Raw genomic sequence first — 17,494 nt, forward strand, 5'->3', positions numbered from 1 at the left:
TAGGCGGCGGTATCAGCTTGGCGAGGGAATGGCAGCGGTCGGGGGAGAGGTTCTTACGGGGGGGCAGGGTGTGGTGCTGTCCCTTGGTGGAGACGAAGTTCTTGCGGCAAGGTGATGCTGATCACGATGGTGAACTTCGTCGAGCGCGTCAACGAGGTGGGGGCGGGCGATGTGGAACTTGCGAAGATACGGATGATCCGGATGGCTGCAACGAAGCCCAGCAGCGAGACAAGGGCGTGCATTGATGTGGGGCGTTCATGTGCTGACTCTGCTTCAGAAGTTGCCCCAATTTGAAGCGGTGTATAACGTCAGGAATGCCGGCATCCGGCATAGAGAAGGCGCCCATGCAGATCGGACCATAGAATGACCTGCTCGGAACTGCGGCAACCCGATTATGATACACCTTGCATACGCCCTCATTAAGTCGTTGTTGTATCCCGAGGTGTGGATACTTATTGGGTTGGGAGTGGGATGCCTTATCTCCTGGTTGAGGCCTTGTCCATATCTAACGCGATGTCTCCTCCTTCTGATGGTGGGATTCTACTATGCGCTCACCACATCCCCCTTGACGCATGCACTCGTATGGCCCATGGAATCCTACTATCACTCCCCACCTGAGATGCCCATCAATCAAGATGCTCTGGTCATTTTCGGATCGGATAGCCCGGGTCGTCCCGACCACGGAGAACCGACGATCATTGGAACCGGGAACGTCGATCTTCTCGTCTGTGGGCTTGTGTATGCGAAAGCAGGCGCTGCTCGAAAGGTCGTATTCACAGGTAGCGCAACCGGTGTGTTTCAACGCAGTACCCCGGGGTCCATCGTGATGGAGAAGTGGGCTGGGGTATTGGGATATCCCCTTGAGTCAATCATCGTTGAGGATACTGCTAGCGCAACGCACGAAAGGGCACGTGCCTTGAAGCAGATTTTGGGATCGAGCAATCAAATCCTGCTGGTTGACTCAGCAATCCATCTGCGGCGTTCTGTGGCCGCTTTTGAAAAGGAAGGGTTTAATGTGACGCCGATTCCCTGCAACTACATCACGTCGACCGATTCTTGGGACCTTGGTGATTTCGTGCCTTCGGCGAGTAATCTTGGCGCTAATGCGGCCGCTATTCATGAGTATGTCGGTCTTCTAAAGTATTGGATGGCTGGACAAATTTGAGTACCGGTTTGATCGCAAGATGCAGAGAGGGTCTGCATCAATTCACTCTGCAGGGCGAGTCAGGCAGTTTTCGTTGGCATCTCATGGGAATTCACCTCCTTATGATCTGCTGTAAGGCGGTCTCGAAGTACTACATAGGGGTAAATAGGTGTGGGATCGCAGGGGTGCTCCATTTCGAAAATGAGAGAAAGATCGACAAGGGAATCCTCGAATGGATGACGAAGGTGTTGTCCCATCGAGGTGACCGTCCCCCCGAAAACGAGACCATTGGCTTGGGAAGTCCGGCTGTCCTGAGATGGGCCCACAGGAGGGGTCAGGAAACGGAAACAGCTTATGGAGGAACAGCTCATCACGATGCTCAAGGATGCCCAGGGGGGCATCGGAGCCCCAGAGATTTTCCGCAATCACGGCATCTCGGACGCTACGTTTTATACATGGCGGCGAAATCTGCCGGCCTTGAAGTCAGTGACGTGAAGAAACTCCGCCAGCTGGAGGACGAAAACCGGCGGCTATAACAGACGGTGGCTGAGCCGGCGCTCTACGTCCAGGCGCTGAAAGCGATCACCGCAAAGCACTGGTAGGGTCCAAGACGAAGCGAACGGCGGCGCGGTGGATGGCCGAGCGCTTTGGGCTGAGTCAGCGATGGGTCTGTCGATTGCTCGGGTTGGACCGGAATACGCTCCGGTACCGCCATCACCGTCAGGAGGATAGGGCCTCCAGACGCGGATTGGTGAGATTGCCGAGACCAAACGACGCGATGGCTGCCCGCGGATCTATGTGCGGTTACGGCGGGAGGGTTGGCGGGTGAATTACCAGAAGGTGGAGCGGATCAATTGAGAAGAAGGACTCTCGTGTCGCCGTCGGGCGACGAAGACGGCCACGGCCGTTGCCCTAATGCTTGACAATAGTTCGGAATGCGCCGGGACGACCTTGTATGCCTTGGCGGTTCAGCACGGCGTGCCTCCCCACTTCATTCAGCCAGAGAAACCGGTGGGAATGTGTCACCCCAGGAGTTCATTCACAACTATCAAACCAGGACCCAGTTGACACAGGAGTTAACTTCTTCGGCTTTGGTGTAATGAACGGGGGAGGGTCAGAACAGCGATCGATGCTGCTCCGTTAGTGGTTTGGTGAAGAACGGCAACATAACAGGGTTGTTCACATTAACAGATCGTATCGGGTCTTTCATGGATTGTGCGAAATGACTCACAACCCAGCGACAGGCATCAGAGACTGTATCGCCAGCCTTATGGCTTACTGTGGCGGGAATAACTGGGCGGGGTTTGATCCCTACGATGCCTTAAATAGTCGACTGTTCAGCCTTACACCATTTGCAAGAAGCAGGGTCTGCAGAATAGCGATCACTCAAATCATGAAACGGCTTCCGCTCAATCTTCGACCTCTTCTTCTCGTACCACGCGAACAGAACCCAAAAGCGATCGCACTATTTCTGGTGGCGTTACTGAAACTCTCAAAGCTCGGGCTGCTTGAGCCGAAAGATCTTGTCGAAGGCATGGTCGAAAGGTTAGTCACGCTTCGGTCACCAAATACTTCTTACTGGTGCTGGGGGTACAGCTTTCCTTGGCAGACGCGGACAGATCTCGTGCCTCGCTGGGCACCGAATCTCGTGTGCACAGCATTCGTAGCCGATGCCTTGCTAGATCTTTATGAGGAAAAGCATGAGCCGCGGTACTTGAATATGGCGGTCAGCGCGGGGGAGTACATCATAAATGATCTCTATTGGACTGAGGACGGTTCTGCTTGTGGATTTAGCTATCCCATCCCCGGGATACGAGCGCGGGTTCACAATGCGAACTTTTTAGGTTCCGCTCTGTTAAGTAGGATTTACAAGCTCACCGGCGAGAAACAGTTCATCGAGCCGGCCCTAAAAGTAGCGCGCTACTCAGCTAGGCGACAACGGGATGACGGATCGTGGGACTATGGAGAATTGCCAAGCCAGAGATGGGTCGATAATTTTCACACCGGGTACAATCTTTGTGCCCTACGGAGTATTGTCCGCCATGGAGAAGCGGGAGAATTTGAATCCCATCTTCGCCTAGGGTTTGAGTTCTACAGAAAGCATTTTATCAATGTAGATGGTGAGCCAAGATATTTTCACAACCAAACATATCCTATCGATATTCATAGTGTGGCTCAAAGTATTATTACACTACTAGAGCTTAGGGACCTCCGTGAGGACAATGCCGATCTTGCATTTGCAGTTTATGGATGGGCAATGAACCATATGTGGAATGAGCGAGGGTACTTTTACTATCAGGTCCTCCCTTTGGTTACGAATCGCATCTCGTACATGAGATGGTCTCAAGCATGGATGCTCAAATCGCTTGCGACGCTTCTGGAGGACCGCGAACATGGGCCTGAGGGCACGTGCCGTCATGAGTCGAGAGAAGTGTCTACATGACTCGAGTCCTTCTCATTCACGCGGGTAAGATTCCACACTATCGGGTTCCAATATACTGCTACCTGAGTTCCTATCTCAAGCGTTGCGACTTTGACCTCACCGTTGTGTCGGATGGAATCGAGTCGGGCAATCCGCACGCCGTCGATTTTCAATATACGGAGATGCCCCTTTCCCTCCTTAGTATCGCTCGGTTCATCTATCGGCATCAGATTGAAGCGATCATTGATTATATGGAATTGAGACACTCGTATTTGTTTCCGACATATCTGATCGTAAAGGGAATCATGAGGCGGAAGATTGTTTACTGGGGGCAAGGGTGTGATCTCGCCGCTACGGACGCTGTCATCAAGAATCTGGCTTACTGGTTCGAGCTACGCATGTGTGACGCCATTATTTTGTATGCGGAACATTTGAAGAAATTTGTGTCGAGGCAGTTTCACAAAAAGCTCTTTGTAGCCAACAACACGCTTTATTTAAGGTATCGAGGGCTTCCGACCGGTGTGAAGAAAGAGCACGTCCTCCAGAAATACGGAATTACGACGAGGAAGAACATTATCTGCGTCGGTCGTATCCAGAAGCGGAAGAGATTGGAACGTCTCGTAGAAGCATTTGTTTACATGAATCGGCCCGATATCGGGTTGATCCTTGTCGGGCCCGATCCAGACCGAATTCTCGACAAGTTTGTCGGCGGCAATATCTACAAACTCGGCTCCCTCTACGGAGACGAGAAGTTCGACATTCTTTCTTCGGCGGATGTCTACTGTCTTCCCGGTGCGGTTGGATTAAGCATTATCGACGCCTTCCACTGTGGGCTGCCTTTTGTGACTGAAGAGGGTGACGAGTCTGCGGAGATTATGTATTTGAAGGATGAGGTGAATGGTTTCATCACACCGAGAGATAACGTGCCGGAAATGGCTCAAACATTGCTTCTTCTCATCGACAACGACGAGCTTCGGAGCCGCTTCTCTGATGCGGCAAAGCGAGAAATTGCAGACAATGGGAACATCGACAATTTGTGCGCTGGTTTTAGAGATGCGTTGGCCTATGCCACTGGCCGGGTCGGCGGACTATCGTCCGATGACATAATAATGGGTAAGGCCAAAGGCGGTTAAGCGATTGTGATGTCGTGGAATAGTGTCTAATCTGATTAAGCTCGCACACTTTCCAGTAATCCGCCAATAGAGAAATCCATGATAGGGCTCACGCCCAGGGATCACTGGGAGTACAGTCTCAGCGACCTTTTTTATGGTTTGGCTGAAACGCTGGCGCCGAGAAATCGAACCGGTAAGCTGAGGATATCGGGACTCGGCGGTTGTATTCCGGTCAGATCAGGCAGGGCGGGGCTTGTCACAGCCATTCAGGCACTTAACCTGCCGTCGAAAGCACGGATTGGAGTGCCTCTGTACTGTTGCTCAGCCGTGTTCAAAGCGATCGAGGAGGCCGGTTGTACGGCCCGCTTCATTGACGTCGAGCCAGAGACGTTTTGTCTGTCCACTGAAGACTTCTTAGCGAAGCGCTCTCAACTGGACGCTGTCATCGCCGTTCACATGTATGGAAACCTCTGCGACGTGCCAGCCTTGCGAGAGGTGGCGCAGGGCAAACCGATTATTGAAGACTGCGCGCAGGCTCTCGGGAGCAAAATTCGTGGCCGCATGGTCGGTTCGTTCGGCAACATTGCGTTTTTCAGTTTTCGCTCCGGGAAATACCTCTCCGTGGGAGAAGGCGGAGCCTTGTTTTCCATGGATGCGGATATAAACGCTCGAGTCCTTCGATTGACCGATGGAATGATAGCCCCCAGCTACACGGACGAATGCGCTCACGCAGCGACAACCTATGTTAAGTCCATTCTTCGGAGGAAACCTCTCTATGGAATCGCAGGTTACCCCCTTTGGGAATTCTTAAATCGAAAGAGACGCTTGTCGGAGAAACCCAGCGTCGCACTCGGCCAAATGTTCAGGGTTGATTTTGCTCTCATCCGAAAACGGCTTCCTCTCCTGGACTCGGCGATCATGAGACAGCGGGACAACGCCGATTTCTACTCCAACGCGCTCAAACTGGAGTCCGACATGCTCTGCACGGAAAAGCCCGGCATGTTTTATAACCGATATCATTTCCCGGTCGCATTTCCTTCGATGGAGAGCCGCGACCTGATCGCCGGCTATCTCCTCAAACGGCGGATCGATACGATGAAATACCTTGGCGACATAGTGGAGATTGCCACTGAACAATATGGCTATACGGGCGATTGCCCCGTGGCTGAACGCCTATCAAAAAGGACACTCATTATTCCAAGCTACTACAGCCTCCAGAAAAGCGAGATCGAGCGCATCGCTGAGCGTCTGAACGAAGGGTGGGCTGAGGCGAGAGGACGCAGCAAGGTTGTCCGTAGTATGGAACTCCTCCGATGAGGGAGGTGTCTTCAAATAGAAACCGGGTCACATAACCTGGAACATTCGAGCGGATGTCCTTGGTTTAGTCATGATTGAATGCATCTTCACAATTGATTATGAAATATACGGGAATGGAGAAGGGTCTCTAAGAGAACTGGTTTATGAACCATCGGAGCGCCTGAGGGCGATCTTCCGAAAATGGAACACCCGTTTCGTGGTGTTCGTTGAAGTCGCAGAGTTGGAGATGATAGAGGCTGAACGCGCGGACCTCGGTATCGACCTGGTGAAACGACAGATAAGGGAGTTTTACGAAGAGGGGTTCGAACTGGGACTTCACATCCATCCGCAGTGGTATCAAGGCCGGTACGAAAATGGAAGGTGGTTGCTCGACCACGAAGAATATAACCTGTGCAAACTGCCGCGGGAGCGAATCGTGCTCATAGTCGATCGAGCGATCGCTTACTTCCGGAAAGTGTTGGGTGACGCAGATTTTACCCCTGCTTCCTTCAGGGCGGGAAACTGGTTATTTCAGCCGACAAAGGATGCCGCGGCTGTCTTAGCAGACAGAGGAATAAAGATAGATTCTTCGGTTTTTAAGGGCGGTTTGCAACATAACCATGGATTAGATTATAGGCCGGCGCGTAAGAACGGATACTATTGGCGCTTTCAGGAAGATGTTAATAAGCCGAATTCCGATGGCCGGTTGATTGAGCTGCCGACCTATTCAGTGATGACTCCGAGTTGGAAGATGGTAACTCTCAAGCGTATCGGGATGGGTCAGAAGAGCTCCGCCTCTTCGCTAAGAGGTCTGAAAAAGCTTAGACGCTATCTCGATTTTCTTCGCTTCCGATGTCCCCTCAAATTGGATTTCTGCCGAATGACAATCGGAGAACTAACCGACATGATGGATGAAATAGTCTTCGAAGACCGGAAAGATCCGACCGGATTTAGGCCTATCGTCGCAATTGGTCACACCAAGGATTTGGTCGACCTGGATACAGTCGAGTCCTTCCTTAGCTACTTGAAAGAAAAAGGAATCGCGGTAACCACATTCGGCGGAGCGTATCCCCGGTGTCAGCGGTGACGAAGAGCATATGGGCAGAGCCGACAAAAATAGACTGGCGGCCTGACCTCTCCATATACGCTTCCGAATCTTACTTGAAATCGGTAAGCGACGAATATGGGTGGATCGGGGGGGTGGACAATTCAGGGAAGCTCCGCTGCGTACTCCCCTATACGATCATTCGGAAAACGATGTTTCGCATGGTCCGGTTCCGAGCTGAAACCATTCCATGGGGAGAGGTGCTTGAGAGAGAAGAGGAGAGGCTGTTTTTGAACAGGGCCGTTGAATACCTTCGTTCCACCGGGGCTGATATGATCATTCCGGCGACAAATAATGCGATTTTTCGCGTCTGTCCTGACGGTGCGATAGCGGCACCCTATGGCACGTTCATCATTGACCTGACCCAAGCGGAGGAAGCACTCTGGACGAATCTTCACTCAAAACATCGCAATGTCATTCGCAGCGCAAAGAACAAGGGCGTGGAGATCCGATGTGGGACGGAGCATCTTTCGACCGCTTATGATCTGACACGGGAAACGCTTAAGCGATCCAAGCTCAGATTTATGTCAGAGGGAGAATTTGAACATTTCGTGTGTGGGCTTAATGAGCATGTGAAAATCTTCGTTGCATTTTATCAAGGCTCGCCGCAGGGATGCGCTGTGCTACCTTTCAGCAGCCATAGCGCGTACTATTTATATGGCGGTAGCGTTTTGAGTCCACTGACCGGGGCGATGAATCTCCTTCAATGGGAAGCAATTCGGACATTCCAAAGTCTTGGAGTCAAACGTTACGATTTCGTCGGAGTTCGAATTAACCCAGAAAAAGGTTCAAAGCAGGAAGGACTCATGACGTTCAAACAACGTTTTGGAGGAAGATTGACCCAGGGGTACATGTGGAAATATTCCTTCAACCCGGTCAAATTTGCAGCATATTCTCTGTCAGTCCGCTTCATGAGGGGCGGCGATATTGTAGATCAGGAGAGTCATAAGCTTAAGAATGCCTGAATTGTAGCGATGACTTATGCCAAGAACGAATCACATATCGGTATGCATCTGTACGTACAAAAGGCCTGAACTGCTCAGGCGATTGCTGTCCAAGCTGGAAGAGCAAGAAAAGGCAGGTCTCTTTGAGTACTCCATCGTTATCACCGATAACGATAAGTCTGAATCGGCGCGTGAGACGGTGGAGTCGTGTTCTCGACAGTCCAGGATTTGCCTCGAGTATCATGTGGAGCCAGAGCAGAACATCGCGCTAGCGAGGAACATGACGGTGAGGCACGCCACCGGCGACTTCGTAGCCTTTATCGATGATGATGAAATCCCAACTAGGGAGTGGCTCCTCAGAATGCATGCGACGCTATTAAAATACGGGGCAGATGGAGTTCTTGGGCCGGTGAAACCACTATTCCAGGCTGTGCCTCCACAGTGGATTAGCAAGGCCGGGCTTTTTGACCGGCCTAACTCCCAGTGTTATCAAACAGGGGTAGTGCTGGATTGGAGACAGACAGGTACGGGGAACGTGCTCGTTAAACGCGGTGTTCTTAACGAGGTGGCTGGCCCTTTTAACAGGGAGTTCGGCAGTGGAGGAGAGGATTGTGATTTCTTTCGAAGGGCGATGGAATTGGGCAAGGCATTTGTTTGGTGTGAAGAAGCGGCTGTATATGAAATTGTGCCGATTGAACGAACTCGCCTATCCTTTCAGTTAAGACGAGCGCTACTGAGGGGGAAGGCGTCCCTGACAAGCCCAGCCGGGAATGTGCTTGGGATTGCGCGATCTTTTGCCGCCTGTGTTCTCTATACGATGATGCTTCCTGTTTTTCTAATAATGGGCCGACACGTGTTCGTAAAGTACCTGGTTTCCGATTTTGATCACCTCGGGAAACTTTTAGCTGCATGCAGGATAGAAATTGTCAAGGAACAATACGTGGTCAAATAATGCGGTTCATGAGCATGTGCAGCGTTGATCAGCCAAGACCTCTGCGTACCAGTAATTTTAGAGGCGCTGTCTTGGTCAATGGTAATGGTAAAAGGTTACTCCTATGGGGGGACAGCTAATTGAGCAGGTCATCAGAAACGCTACGAAACCATCCCCGTCCTTGTTGGAGGATGCATTGAGTCGTAAGGTCGTGTTTTGGGGAATCATGTTGTCACTAGCGGTTGTCGTGCCACTCCTCTGTTTTGAGATTTTGGTTCGGTTGATCGCGCCGCAGACGGAGCTATATCCACGGTACCAGTACTCTGAACGCTTTGGTCATCGGATGGCAGAGTCCGCGACTATCGTTAACCAATTACCGGGCGTGTGGCGTTTCAACTATCGCACCAACGAGTACGGGTATCGTATTTCTAGGACCAAACTGTCAAATAGCTACGACCGCCTGAACGTCGTTGTACTGGGGGACTCGAATACCTTCGGGATCGGAGTGAATGACGGAGAGGAATATTCCGCTGTTTTGGGGGAAGAGTTGGCGGAAATGGCGAATGTTATTAATCTTGGCGTGGGAGGTTTCGGTCTGACCAATGAGATACGAACTTTCTACGAGTTCGGGCTCTTGTTTCAGCCCGCCGTGGTGGTGCTGCAATTCGCATCGAGTGATCCCAACGATAACCTCTACGAAATGGTAACGACGGTCGAAGAAGGTCGCTTCAGTTTTCATCTTGCCCACTCTATGAGTGACACGATGGGAAAGGTCAAGCAGTGGTTGAGTGATTCTATTTTGCAGCGGAGTGCTGCATACAATTTGACTAGGAACTACGTTTATTCATTCTGGCGGACGCAAGTGGTTGAGCAGAGTTTGTCTGGAGTCAAGCAGGACAAGGAGGCATTCCATAACATGCTGCTCATGACGTTCGCCAAAGATCTAAAACGACGGGGAATTCCTCTGATCCTATTCGATGTCCCTGGCGACTTCGCCATGTGGCCAGGGATTCTGTGGGAGGTCGAAGCAATGGGCCGCCAAGGTTTGTTGCGGCATCTGCAAACAGACAACTGGTTTGAGGGGGTCACCGACTACGGCACGCCGGAAGGCCATGCCTGGGGTGCAAAGGGTCACCGCACAGTTGCAGGCCATCTTGTTGCTCCGCTGCGCACCGCTTTGGCGGAAAGCAAAATGGTCCAGTGATTCCACCGTACCCTGAACGGGCGCCGCTGAAGACTAGGGGTCTGGCCGAAGCGTGGCCTGATTTGGGTCTCCAAAGAAGTCAGGTGCTCTGGACGAGAGTTGTTTTGTTGCGGAACTGATATCCCATATATCCCACACCGCGTACATCAATCGACCAGCCTGGTTGGTTTCGAAGGCGCACGACAGGCGATCGCAATTATCGAGCGATGGGGTGAGCACGCTATTATGTGTGGCATAGCAGGCATACTGCATTTTGACGAAGGCAAGAAGGTTGACGAAGTAACCCTTCACGGCATGACGAATGTTCTGTCGCATCGAGGGCCAGATGGGGAAGGATATTATGTTGCAGGCAACATTGGGTTAGGACATAGGCGGCTAGCAGTGATTGATCTATCCACGGGCTCGCAACCGATGATTAGTAAGGATAAGACTCTTGCGGTCGTCTTTAACGGGGAAATTTACAATTATGTTGAATTGCGAGACGAGTTGAGAACCTTGGGCCATAGGTTCGACACAGCTTCCGACACTGAAGTCGTCCTCAAGGCCTATGAACAGTGGGGTTTGGGATGTCAGGAAAAGTTCAATGGCATGTGGGCTTTTGCGATTTGGAATGCGCGAAATAGATCGCTCTTTCTTTCTCGTGACCGGCTTGGGGAGAAACCAATCCACTATTCGGTACAAGACGGTTCATTCATCTTTGGTTCGGAGATCAAGAGCATTCTTGCCGCTGGCGGCCGATATCGATGTGCACATGAATTGCTACATATATATGTATCTCTGGGCTATATACCCGCTCCATACACCTTCTACAAAGGTATATTCAAGCTTATGCCCGGGCACTTTTTGCTAGTGAAGAACGGAAGGATGGACGACAGGGTTTATTGGGATCTTCCGGCGATCAGTGAAAGAGACATGCGAAACGATTCACAAAGAATATGTGACGAGTTTGAGGAGCATCTGCGTCACTCGGTCAGGCTCAGAATGCGGAGTGATGTGCCCTACGGCGCATTCCTTAGTGGAGGGTTGGATTCTTCTAGTATTGTGGCAGCCATGACTGAAGTAAGTGCGATGCCAATCGAAACCTTTACGATCGGATTCGCTGAGAAAGCATTTGATGAACGAGGGTTGGCCAAGCAAGTCGCCATGCACTGTCGCACGAATCACCATGAGCAGGTGGCAAAGCCTGAAGCCTTCGATGAATCATTGGAGGCCATCCTGTTTCATTTTGATGAACCATTCGGCGACGCCTCGGCGATTCCAGTTGGATTGGTCTCACGTCTGGCAAGGGAAAGAGTCACAATGGTTCTGACTGGAGATGGCGGAGACGAAGTGCTCTCGGGGTATACAAGTTACGTCACGGAAAAACTTACTGGGGAATACCGCCGGGTACCTCGCATGGCCAGAACTGCCTTGTATAGCGCAGTCAACTTTTTGTGCTCGAGCACAAGAGGAGATATGCGATACAAGCTAAATCGGTTGAAGCGGTTCCTGCACTTGTCAGGGGCTTCGTTTCAAGACAGATTTGTTTCAAAGCTATCTTTGCTCGACCCATTATCCATCAGAAGACTCGTATCAATTGATGAGCCTCAGATAAGTATCGATGACTACTTGTCGGACGTGTTCGGAAAGTGCAAACTGACCGACCCATTTTACCAGCTAATGTTTTTCAATCTTAAAGTGTCATTGCCGGATGATATGCTCACGAAGGTGGATCGCATGAGCATGGCGCATTCTCTCGAGGCGAGAGTACCTTTTCTGGATCACCGTCTCGTTGAGCTATCGTACTGCGTAGACAAGAGCATCAAGTTGCCAAATTGGGAGCGAAAGAACTTGCTCAAGCGTACTTTTGGGCCAAAGCTTCCTTTGTCGATAGTAAAGGCACCGAAAATGCCATTTAGCGTTCCACTACGTGAATGGTTTGTGCAGGATCAGTTTGAACGAAGGCTGAAAGATCTAGCTAGCGCTGATTTTGGACTCGATTGTGGAGTTATGCATAATCTTGTGAACGCCAGCAGGAGCGGGCGCGAAGATTATGGCGATTTTATCTGGAGATTGTTCGTGCTTAAACATTGGCATGACAAAAGAGGCTAGGGTGGGTGCGGTCGATCGTCAGGGCGCGTACAACAATCCTGCCTTTATGGGCGCTCCATCTAATCCAGCAGAAGGTCCCCGCCTGTAAAGGCGAGGGGACCTATATAATCATTTTTCCTCGCCGTTTGGCCGATCTTCGCGTGAAGCGTTTTGAGATCGGGCGTGTCCGGTGGCGCCTTCGTCTCACCAATTGCGTCCCTGGCTCGGGCCATCAATTACTGCTTCGGATCGGTGATCTGGGTGGGATGCACATTGAACTGGTCGGCCAATTCGACCAGCGTACTGTCGCCTTTGACCACGGTCGACGCCACCTGCGCCTTGAAGGACGCTCGGTGATTCCATCTCCATCGCTTCATTGCCTCGCTCCTCTGGTTCGCCACCACGCGGTGGCTTCGGTGAGGCCCGGCTCCCAATTATCACGCTGCCCGAATTACCGGATCCCCCTCTGACTTTCCGGAGTCTCCTCGCTCTTGAACTGAAGTTCGAGGAGCTTGGGGTGCAGAAATTATGAGTTCAGTGAACATGAATGATTTCGATGTGAGGATCTCACCTGAGGATCGTGCTGAATTTATCGTGAAACCCAACGAGCCAGTGCTTGTAACTGGGGCGAATGGATTTATTGGTTCGCGCGTTGTTCGTACGCTGCTATTGTATGGATTCAGACGAGTCCGATGTCTGACGAGGCCAACAACAGGTGCCGGATTGCTTGATGAAGTCATGAAGAATTTCAGCGCTGATCGCCTTGAGATTGTAAGGGGAAATTTGCTGTCCCCTGATACGTGTAAAAGGGCAGCAAAAGGAGTTTCTGTCGTATATCACCTTGCAGCCGGTATAGACAAGAGTTTCCCCGGATGTGTCTTGAATTCTGCTGTAACGACGAGGAACCTGCTCGATGCGTTGACGGAAAGGAATTCCCTAAAACGGTTCGTGAATGTCAGCTCGCTTGCTGTGTATTCCAATCAGCATATCCGGCGGGGTGGTTTGTTGGACGAGTCGTGCGAGATAGACTCTGAGTTAATGGAGAGGTTCGACCCTTACGCGTATGGCAAGGCCAAGCAGGATGAGGTGGTCCTAGACTATGCACGAAGAAGGAACCTGTCATATGTGATTGTTCGTCCTGGCCTTACATTCGGTCCAGGAAAGCCCAAAATCCCTGGTAGGGTGGGGATTGATACCTTTGGTGTGTTCCTACATCTCGGATTGTTCAACAGGATGCCCTTTACCTACGTTGATAATTGCGCCGAGGCAATTGTCTTGGCTGGATTAAGAAAAGGAATCGAAGGGGAGGTATTCAATATTGTCGATGACGATCTCCCACAGAGTTGGACGTTTCTCCGTCTCTACAAGAAGCAGGTTCGTCGTTTTCCGTCATTACCCATTCCGTACGCGTTGTTCTACTTCTTCAACTATATATGGAAAAACTACTCGGAGTGGTCAGAGGGCCAATTGCCTCCAGTATTTAACCCGAGAACGTGTGCAGCCTATTTTAAAGGCAACACCTACTCCAACGAAAAGGCGAAGACGTTGCTAGGGTGGCGTCCAAGGGTAAAGATGGCCGAGGGGTTAGACAGATTTTACGCGTACGCTCGAGACGTGGTGAACCGAAAATGATCAAAGTCGGCATCATCGGTTGTGGCAAAGTGGCTGATCAGCACGCAACCCAAATCCAAAGGATCCGAGGCGCGGAAATCGTGGCGGTGTGCGATAGCGAACCATTAATGGCGATTCAGATGTATGAACGAGTTAAGGCCAAGAAATACTTCATGAACGTGAAGGAAATGCTTGAGGGCAGGGGTGTAGAGGTTGTTCATATTACGACACCTCCGCAAAGTCACTTTCAGTTGGGAAAGATGTGTCTACAAGCCGGATGTCACGTATATATTGAAAAGCCGTTTACCTTGAATGCGGCGGAGGCTGAAGAACTAGTAAGCATTGCAACTCAGAAAGGACTCAAGCTGACCGCCGGGCACAACGCTCAATTCACTCATGCCATGGTGCGAATGCGGGAGCTGGTGAGGAAGGGCTACTTGGGTGATAAACCAATTCACATGGAAAGCATCTATTGTTACGATTTGGGTGATATGAGCTATGCCAAGGCTTTCTTGGGCGACAGTGGACACTGGGTCAGGAAGCTTCCGGGATCATTATTGCAAAATATCATCAGCCACGGCATCAGCAAGATAGCGGAATTCATACGGAGCGAGAGGCCTCTGGTAATAGCCCATGGTTTTAGCAGTCCATTCCTCAAAAACATTGGACAAGGGGATATTGTCGATGAAGTGAGGGTAATCATTAAGGATGAGGACTCAACAACTGCCTACTTCACATTCTCTTCGCAAATCCGGCCCGCGCTCCATCAATTGCGATTGTATGGGCCAAAACATTCGTTGATTGTTGACGATGATCATCAAATTGTCATCACGGTGAAGGACCGTGAGTACAAGAGTTTTGCAAGGTATTTTCTCCCACCACTCGACTATGCAAGGCAGTACCTTGGGAATTGGGGTCAAAACGTTAATAAATTTCTGCACAACGATTTCCACCTGCCGTTTGATGCGGGCATGAAAACTTTAATAGCAGGGTTCTATAGTTCGATAGTCAACAATAAACCTTTGCCGCTATCGTATAGGGAAATTATCGTCACAGCAAGGATCATGGACGACATATTCGCACAGATAAAGAACGAACAAGCTCCAAATCGGTCTGTAGCGCCAGAGTACGTATGAACCGCGGGTTACAGTTAGCGATCATCCTAGTCACGGTGATCGCGCTAACCGCAGTTGTAAGCCACGGTATAACCGCATGGCTGAGGATTGAGACGACCCCTAGTGGCTACTGGGTGCTCGGGCAAGGCGAGGGTAGAACTTCCGTGTTTGTGGCAGGGTCTTCTCTCGCAGGGGATGGGCTTTCCTGGGGGCGGATCGCAGACGAACTTAATCTGACAGTTGGTGGGTGGGGGATTGCAGGGTCTTCGCCCGGAGAGTGGGAGCACTTTCAGGATTCGGTGACGGGCGCTAAGCTGATCATCATCGTGGTGTCACCATATGATCTGAATGAATACTTCCTGTCGGATTTCCGAGCCGAGGTGGTCCCTTTTGGGCAAACGCTGAAAGACCTTCGGGAAAGCAACTCTGAATGGTCTTTCTGGAAGCGCGTGCTCAGTATGTACCCGCAGAATTATCTTAGGACACTTTTCCCTTCGGTCGGACGCTCCTTCGGCGTGATTGGAGGGGTTCGTGAGAAGTTCGAAAGGTATGCAAAGTCATTTGTCCCCTTGGAGTCCGAAGCAGGTCCCACATTGTCATTCAATGAAACTGCTTCTACCCCGGAGTTTAAGAGAGCAAAAATCAGCAATTGGTCGCCCAGCATGATGGCTCGACGACTCGTTGGAATGCGTAGCGCCTCTCAAGGCATGCAGGGGTTCAACGGGCCAAAGCGGTTGGCTTTTTCGCGGATGCTGCGACAAGCGCAGGAGCAGAGCAGCGGGGTTGTGGTGATGCTCCCGGTTTCTCCTGCGTATGTCAAGGAGTTTATGACTTTGGAGGTAACGCGTGAATTCGAACAAGCGTTGGTTGACGCCCAACACAGCTTTCCGAATGTGCAGTGGATTCGTCTGGATCAGTTGAATAAGTTGAACTCAAATGAGTACTTCTGGGACCTCGTGCATATGAATCCCTTCGGCCAGCAAATTGCAACAGAGGAATTCCTGCGTCAACTTGTGGCGGTGAAGAGCCGTCAATGATTTTTACGTCCTTCGAATTTGTCGTGTTTTTTGCAGTGGTGATTTCTGTACGAAGCTGTATCCATAGCTTTACGGTAGATAAGTGGTTTCTGCTGCTATCCAGTTACTTCTTCTACATGAGTTGGAGTATTCCCTATGCAGCCTTGATTCTCTTAACCTCGACGGTCGACTTCTTGGTCGGAGTGGGGTTGGGGCGAGTTGAGGACCAGGGAAGACGCAAACTACTATTACTAGTATCCATTGTGGCAAACCTCGGGGTCCTCGGATACTTCAAATATACAAATTTTGTGCTGGATAACATTTGGTTGGGAGTAACTTCGCTTGGCGTTAGGGCATCTCATTGGCACTACGAAATAATACTCCCGGTAGGCATTTCATTTTTTACGTTTCAAAGCATGACATATACAATCGAAACCTACAGACGAAACATTCAGCCCTGTCACAGTCTGCGGGATTTTCTCCTTTTCTCCGCGTTTTTCCCGCAACTTCTAGCCGGACCAATTAATCGAGCCGTCAATTTGCTTCCGCAATTTGGGCGGCACATTCGTTTCGCTGCAATAGATTTTGAAACAGGACTTGCTCAGTTCGCTGTGGGAGCGATCAAGAAACTGGTGATTTCCGACCGAATCGCGCCGCATGTCGATATGATCTTTGCATCGCCAGGCAATTATGACGGATTCACTCTGCTTCAAGGATTATTGGGTTATGCCATCCAGATATACTGTGATTTTTCAGGCTACTCGGACATGGCAATTGGTGCTGCTCGTATGTTGGGCTTCCGATTTATGGAGAACTTTCAGATGCCTTACAGCTCTGTGAATATCACCGAGTTCTGGCGGCGTTGGCACATCTCCCTTTCTACGTGGTTTCGTGATTACTGCTACGTCTCTTTAGGAGGGAATCGCATAGGCATAGGGCGAACTTTTGCAAATTTATTGATTACGATGCTCCTATGCGGATTGTGGCATGGTGCCAGTTGGAATTTTGTGTTCTGGGGAGGCCTTCACGGCGTCTCGCTTGCGATTCATAAGGCATGGAAAGCATGGGCTCCGCTTGCTTCAGTAGAGAATCGTCCGGCTTTCCGGTTTGGGTGGGTGGTGTTCTCGCGTGTGTTGACCCTCGGTGTAGTGCTTGTGGGATGGGTGTTCTTTCGAGCGCAATCCTGGCCGTCTGCCATCGAATACCTCAGCCGGCTTGCGATGTGGAATCTTGACGGTATTCGGTTTGTGTCGCCCTATATATTTCCTGCCCTAGTCGCTGTATTCCTCACACACTTGCTAGTGCATAAGGATCGCAACTGGGCACAAGAGCTTCCTCAAAGGTCGATCATGGCTCGTGTAGCCAGTTATTCTACTCTAGCGATCCTAATCGTTTGTCTTGGCGCCACGGAATCCGTGCCGTTTATTTACTTTCAGTTTTAGTTCAGTAGTTTTTGGGAGCCGTGATGCTATGCCTCCTTCTGTTGCGCTCATACTTTGCATAGCGCTGGTAATAGTATTGCTG

Annotated in this window: 15 protein-coding genes; 14 read left to right on the forward strand and 1 reads right to left on the reverse strand. The window is 50.7% G+C overall.

The genetic code is table 11. The features are described from left to right. Nucleotides 1-589: 589 nt before the first annotated feature. The 10 genes from P0111_07505 (at nucleotide 590) to asnB (ending at nucleotide 12,249) form a co-directional block, all read left to right on the forward strand. Nucleotides 590-1,165, forward strand: coding sequence for a YdcF family protein (locus P0111_07505; GenBank protein MDF0643862.1), 576 nt, complete (start codon nucleotides 590-592; stop codon nucleotides 1,163-1,165). Between the two features lie 333 nt (nucleotides 1,166-1,498). Further along, nucleotides 1,499-1,639 carry a hypothetical protein gene (locus P0111_07510; protein ID MDF0643863.1) on the forward strand — a complete coding sequence of 47 codons (141 nt, stop codon included), beginning with the start codon at nucleotides 1,499-1,501 and terminating at the stop codon, nucleotides 1,637-1,639. Nucleotides 1,640-2,366: 727 nt separating this feature from the next. Next, nucleotides 2,367-3,587: a hypothetical protein gene (locus P0111_07515; protein ID MDF0643864.1), complete on the forward strand. Its 1,221-nt coding sequence runs from the start codon at nucleotides 2,367-2,369 to the stop codon at nucleotides 3,585-3,587. Continuing rightward, nucleotides 3,584-4,699, forward strand: a complete 1,116-nt coding sequence (locus P0111_07520; GenBank protein MDF0643865.1) for a glycosyltransferase family 4 protein — start codon at nucleotides 3,584-3,586, stop codon at nucleotides 4,697-4,699. Before P0111_07515 ends, P0111_07520 begins: the two co-directional genes overlap by 4 nt. Before the next feature lie 78 nt (nucleotides 4,700-4,777). Further along, nucleotides 4,778-5,995: a DegT/DnrJ/EryC1/StrS family aminotransferase gene (locus tag P0111_07525; GenBank protein MDF0643866.1), complete on the forward strand. Its 1,218-nt coding sequence runs from the start codon at nucleotides 4,778-4,780 to the stop codon at nucleotides 5,993-5,995. Between the two features lie 70 nt (nucleotides 5,996-6,065). Further along, entirely contained in the window at nucleotides 6,066-7,061 is a 996-nt protein-coding gene (locus tag P0111_07530) for a hypothetical protein (GenBank protein ID MDF0643867.1), read from the forward strand. 179 nt (nucleotides 7,062-7,240) lie between these two features. Continuing rightward, entirely contained in the window at nucleotides 7,241-8,044 is an 804-nt protein-coding gene (locus tag P0111_07535) for a peptidoglycan bridge formation glycyltransferase FemA/FemB family protein (protein MDF0643868.1), read from the forward strand. A gap of 16 nt (nucleotides 8,045-8,060) precedes the next feature. Further along, entirely contained in the window at nucleotides 8,061-8,975 is a 915-nt protein-coding gene (locus tag P0111_07540; protein MDF0643869.1) for a glycosyltransferase family 2 protein, read from the forward strand. 103 nt (nucleotides 8,976-9,078) lie between these two features. Beyond that, entirely contained in the window at nucleotides 9,079-10,158 is a 1,080-nt protein-coding gene (locus P0111_07545; protein ID MDF0643870.1) for a hypothetical protein, read from the forward strand. A gap of 225 nt (nucleotides 10,159-10,383) precedes the next feature. Beyond that, nucleotides 10,384-12,249 carry an asparagine synthase (glutamine-hydrolyzing) gene (gene asnB / locus P0111_07550; protein ID MDF0643871.1) on the forward strand — a complete coding sequence of 622 codons (1,866 nt, stop codon included), beginning with the start codon at nucleotides 10,384-10,386 and terminating at the stop codon, nucleotides 12,247-12,249. Nucleotides 12,250-12,464: 215 nt separating this feature from the next. Here asnB and P0111_07555 read toward each other — a convergent pair whose 3' ends face one another. Beyond that, complete coding sequence (locus P0111_07555; protein ID MDF0643872.1) at nucleotides 12,465-12,605, reverse strand: hypothetical protein; 141 nt, start codon at nucleotides 12,603-12,605, stop codon at nucleotides 12,465-12,467. Between the two features lie 166 nt (nucleotides 12,606-12,771). Here P0111_07555 and P0111_07560 point away from each other — a divergent pair, with 166 nt between their 5' ends. Genes P0111_07560 through P0111_07575 form a run of 4 tightly spaced genes read left to right on the forward strand, consistent with a single transcriptional unit; the run spans nucleotide 12,772 to nucleotide 17,412 of the window. Next, on the forward strand, nucleotides 12,772-13,860 hold the full coding sequence (locus P0111_07560) for an NAD-dependent epimerase/dehydratase family protein (protein ID MDF0643873.1): 1,089 nt from the start codon (nucleotides 12,772-12,774) through the stop codon (nucleotides 13,858-13,860). Further along, complete coding sequence (locus P0111_07565) at nucleotides 13,857-14,975, forward strand: Gfo/Idh/MocA family oxidoreductase (protein MDF0643874.1); 1,119 nt, start codon at nucleotides 13,857-13,859, stop codon at nucleotides 14,973-14,975. The genes P0111_07560 and P0111_07565 overlap by 4 nt, the downstream gene beginning before the upstream one ends. Then, nucleotides 14,972-15,991, forward strand: coding sequence for a hypothetical protein (locus P0111_07570; GenBank protein MDF0643875.1), 1,020 nt, complete (start codon nucleotides 14,972-14,974; stop codon nucleotides 15,989-15,991). The genes P0111_07565 and P0111_07570 overlap by 4 nt, the downstream gene beginning before the upstream one ends. Beyond that, nucleotides 15,988-17,412: an MBOAT family protein gene (locus P0111_07575; GenBank protein ID MDF0643876.1), complete on the forward strand. Its 1,425-nt coding sequence runs from the start codon at nucleotides 15,988-15,990 to the stop codon at nucleotides 17,410-17,412. Before P0111_07570 ends, P0111_07575 begins: the two co-directional genes overlap by 4 nt. Nucleotides 17,413-17,494 lie beyond the last annotated feature (82 nt).

It is taken from the genome of Nitrospira sp. (assembly GCA_029194535.1).
Lineage (GTDB): Bacteria > Nitrospirota > Nitrospiria > Nitrospirales > Nitrospiraceae > Nitrospira_C.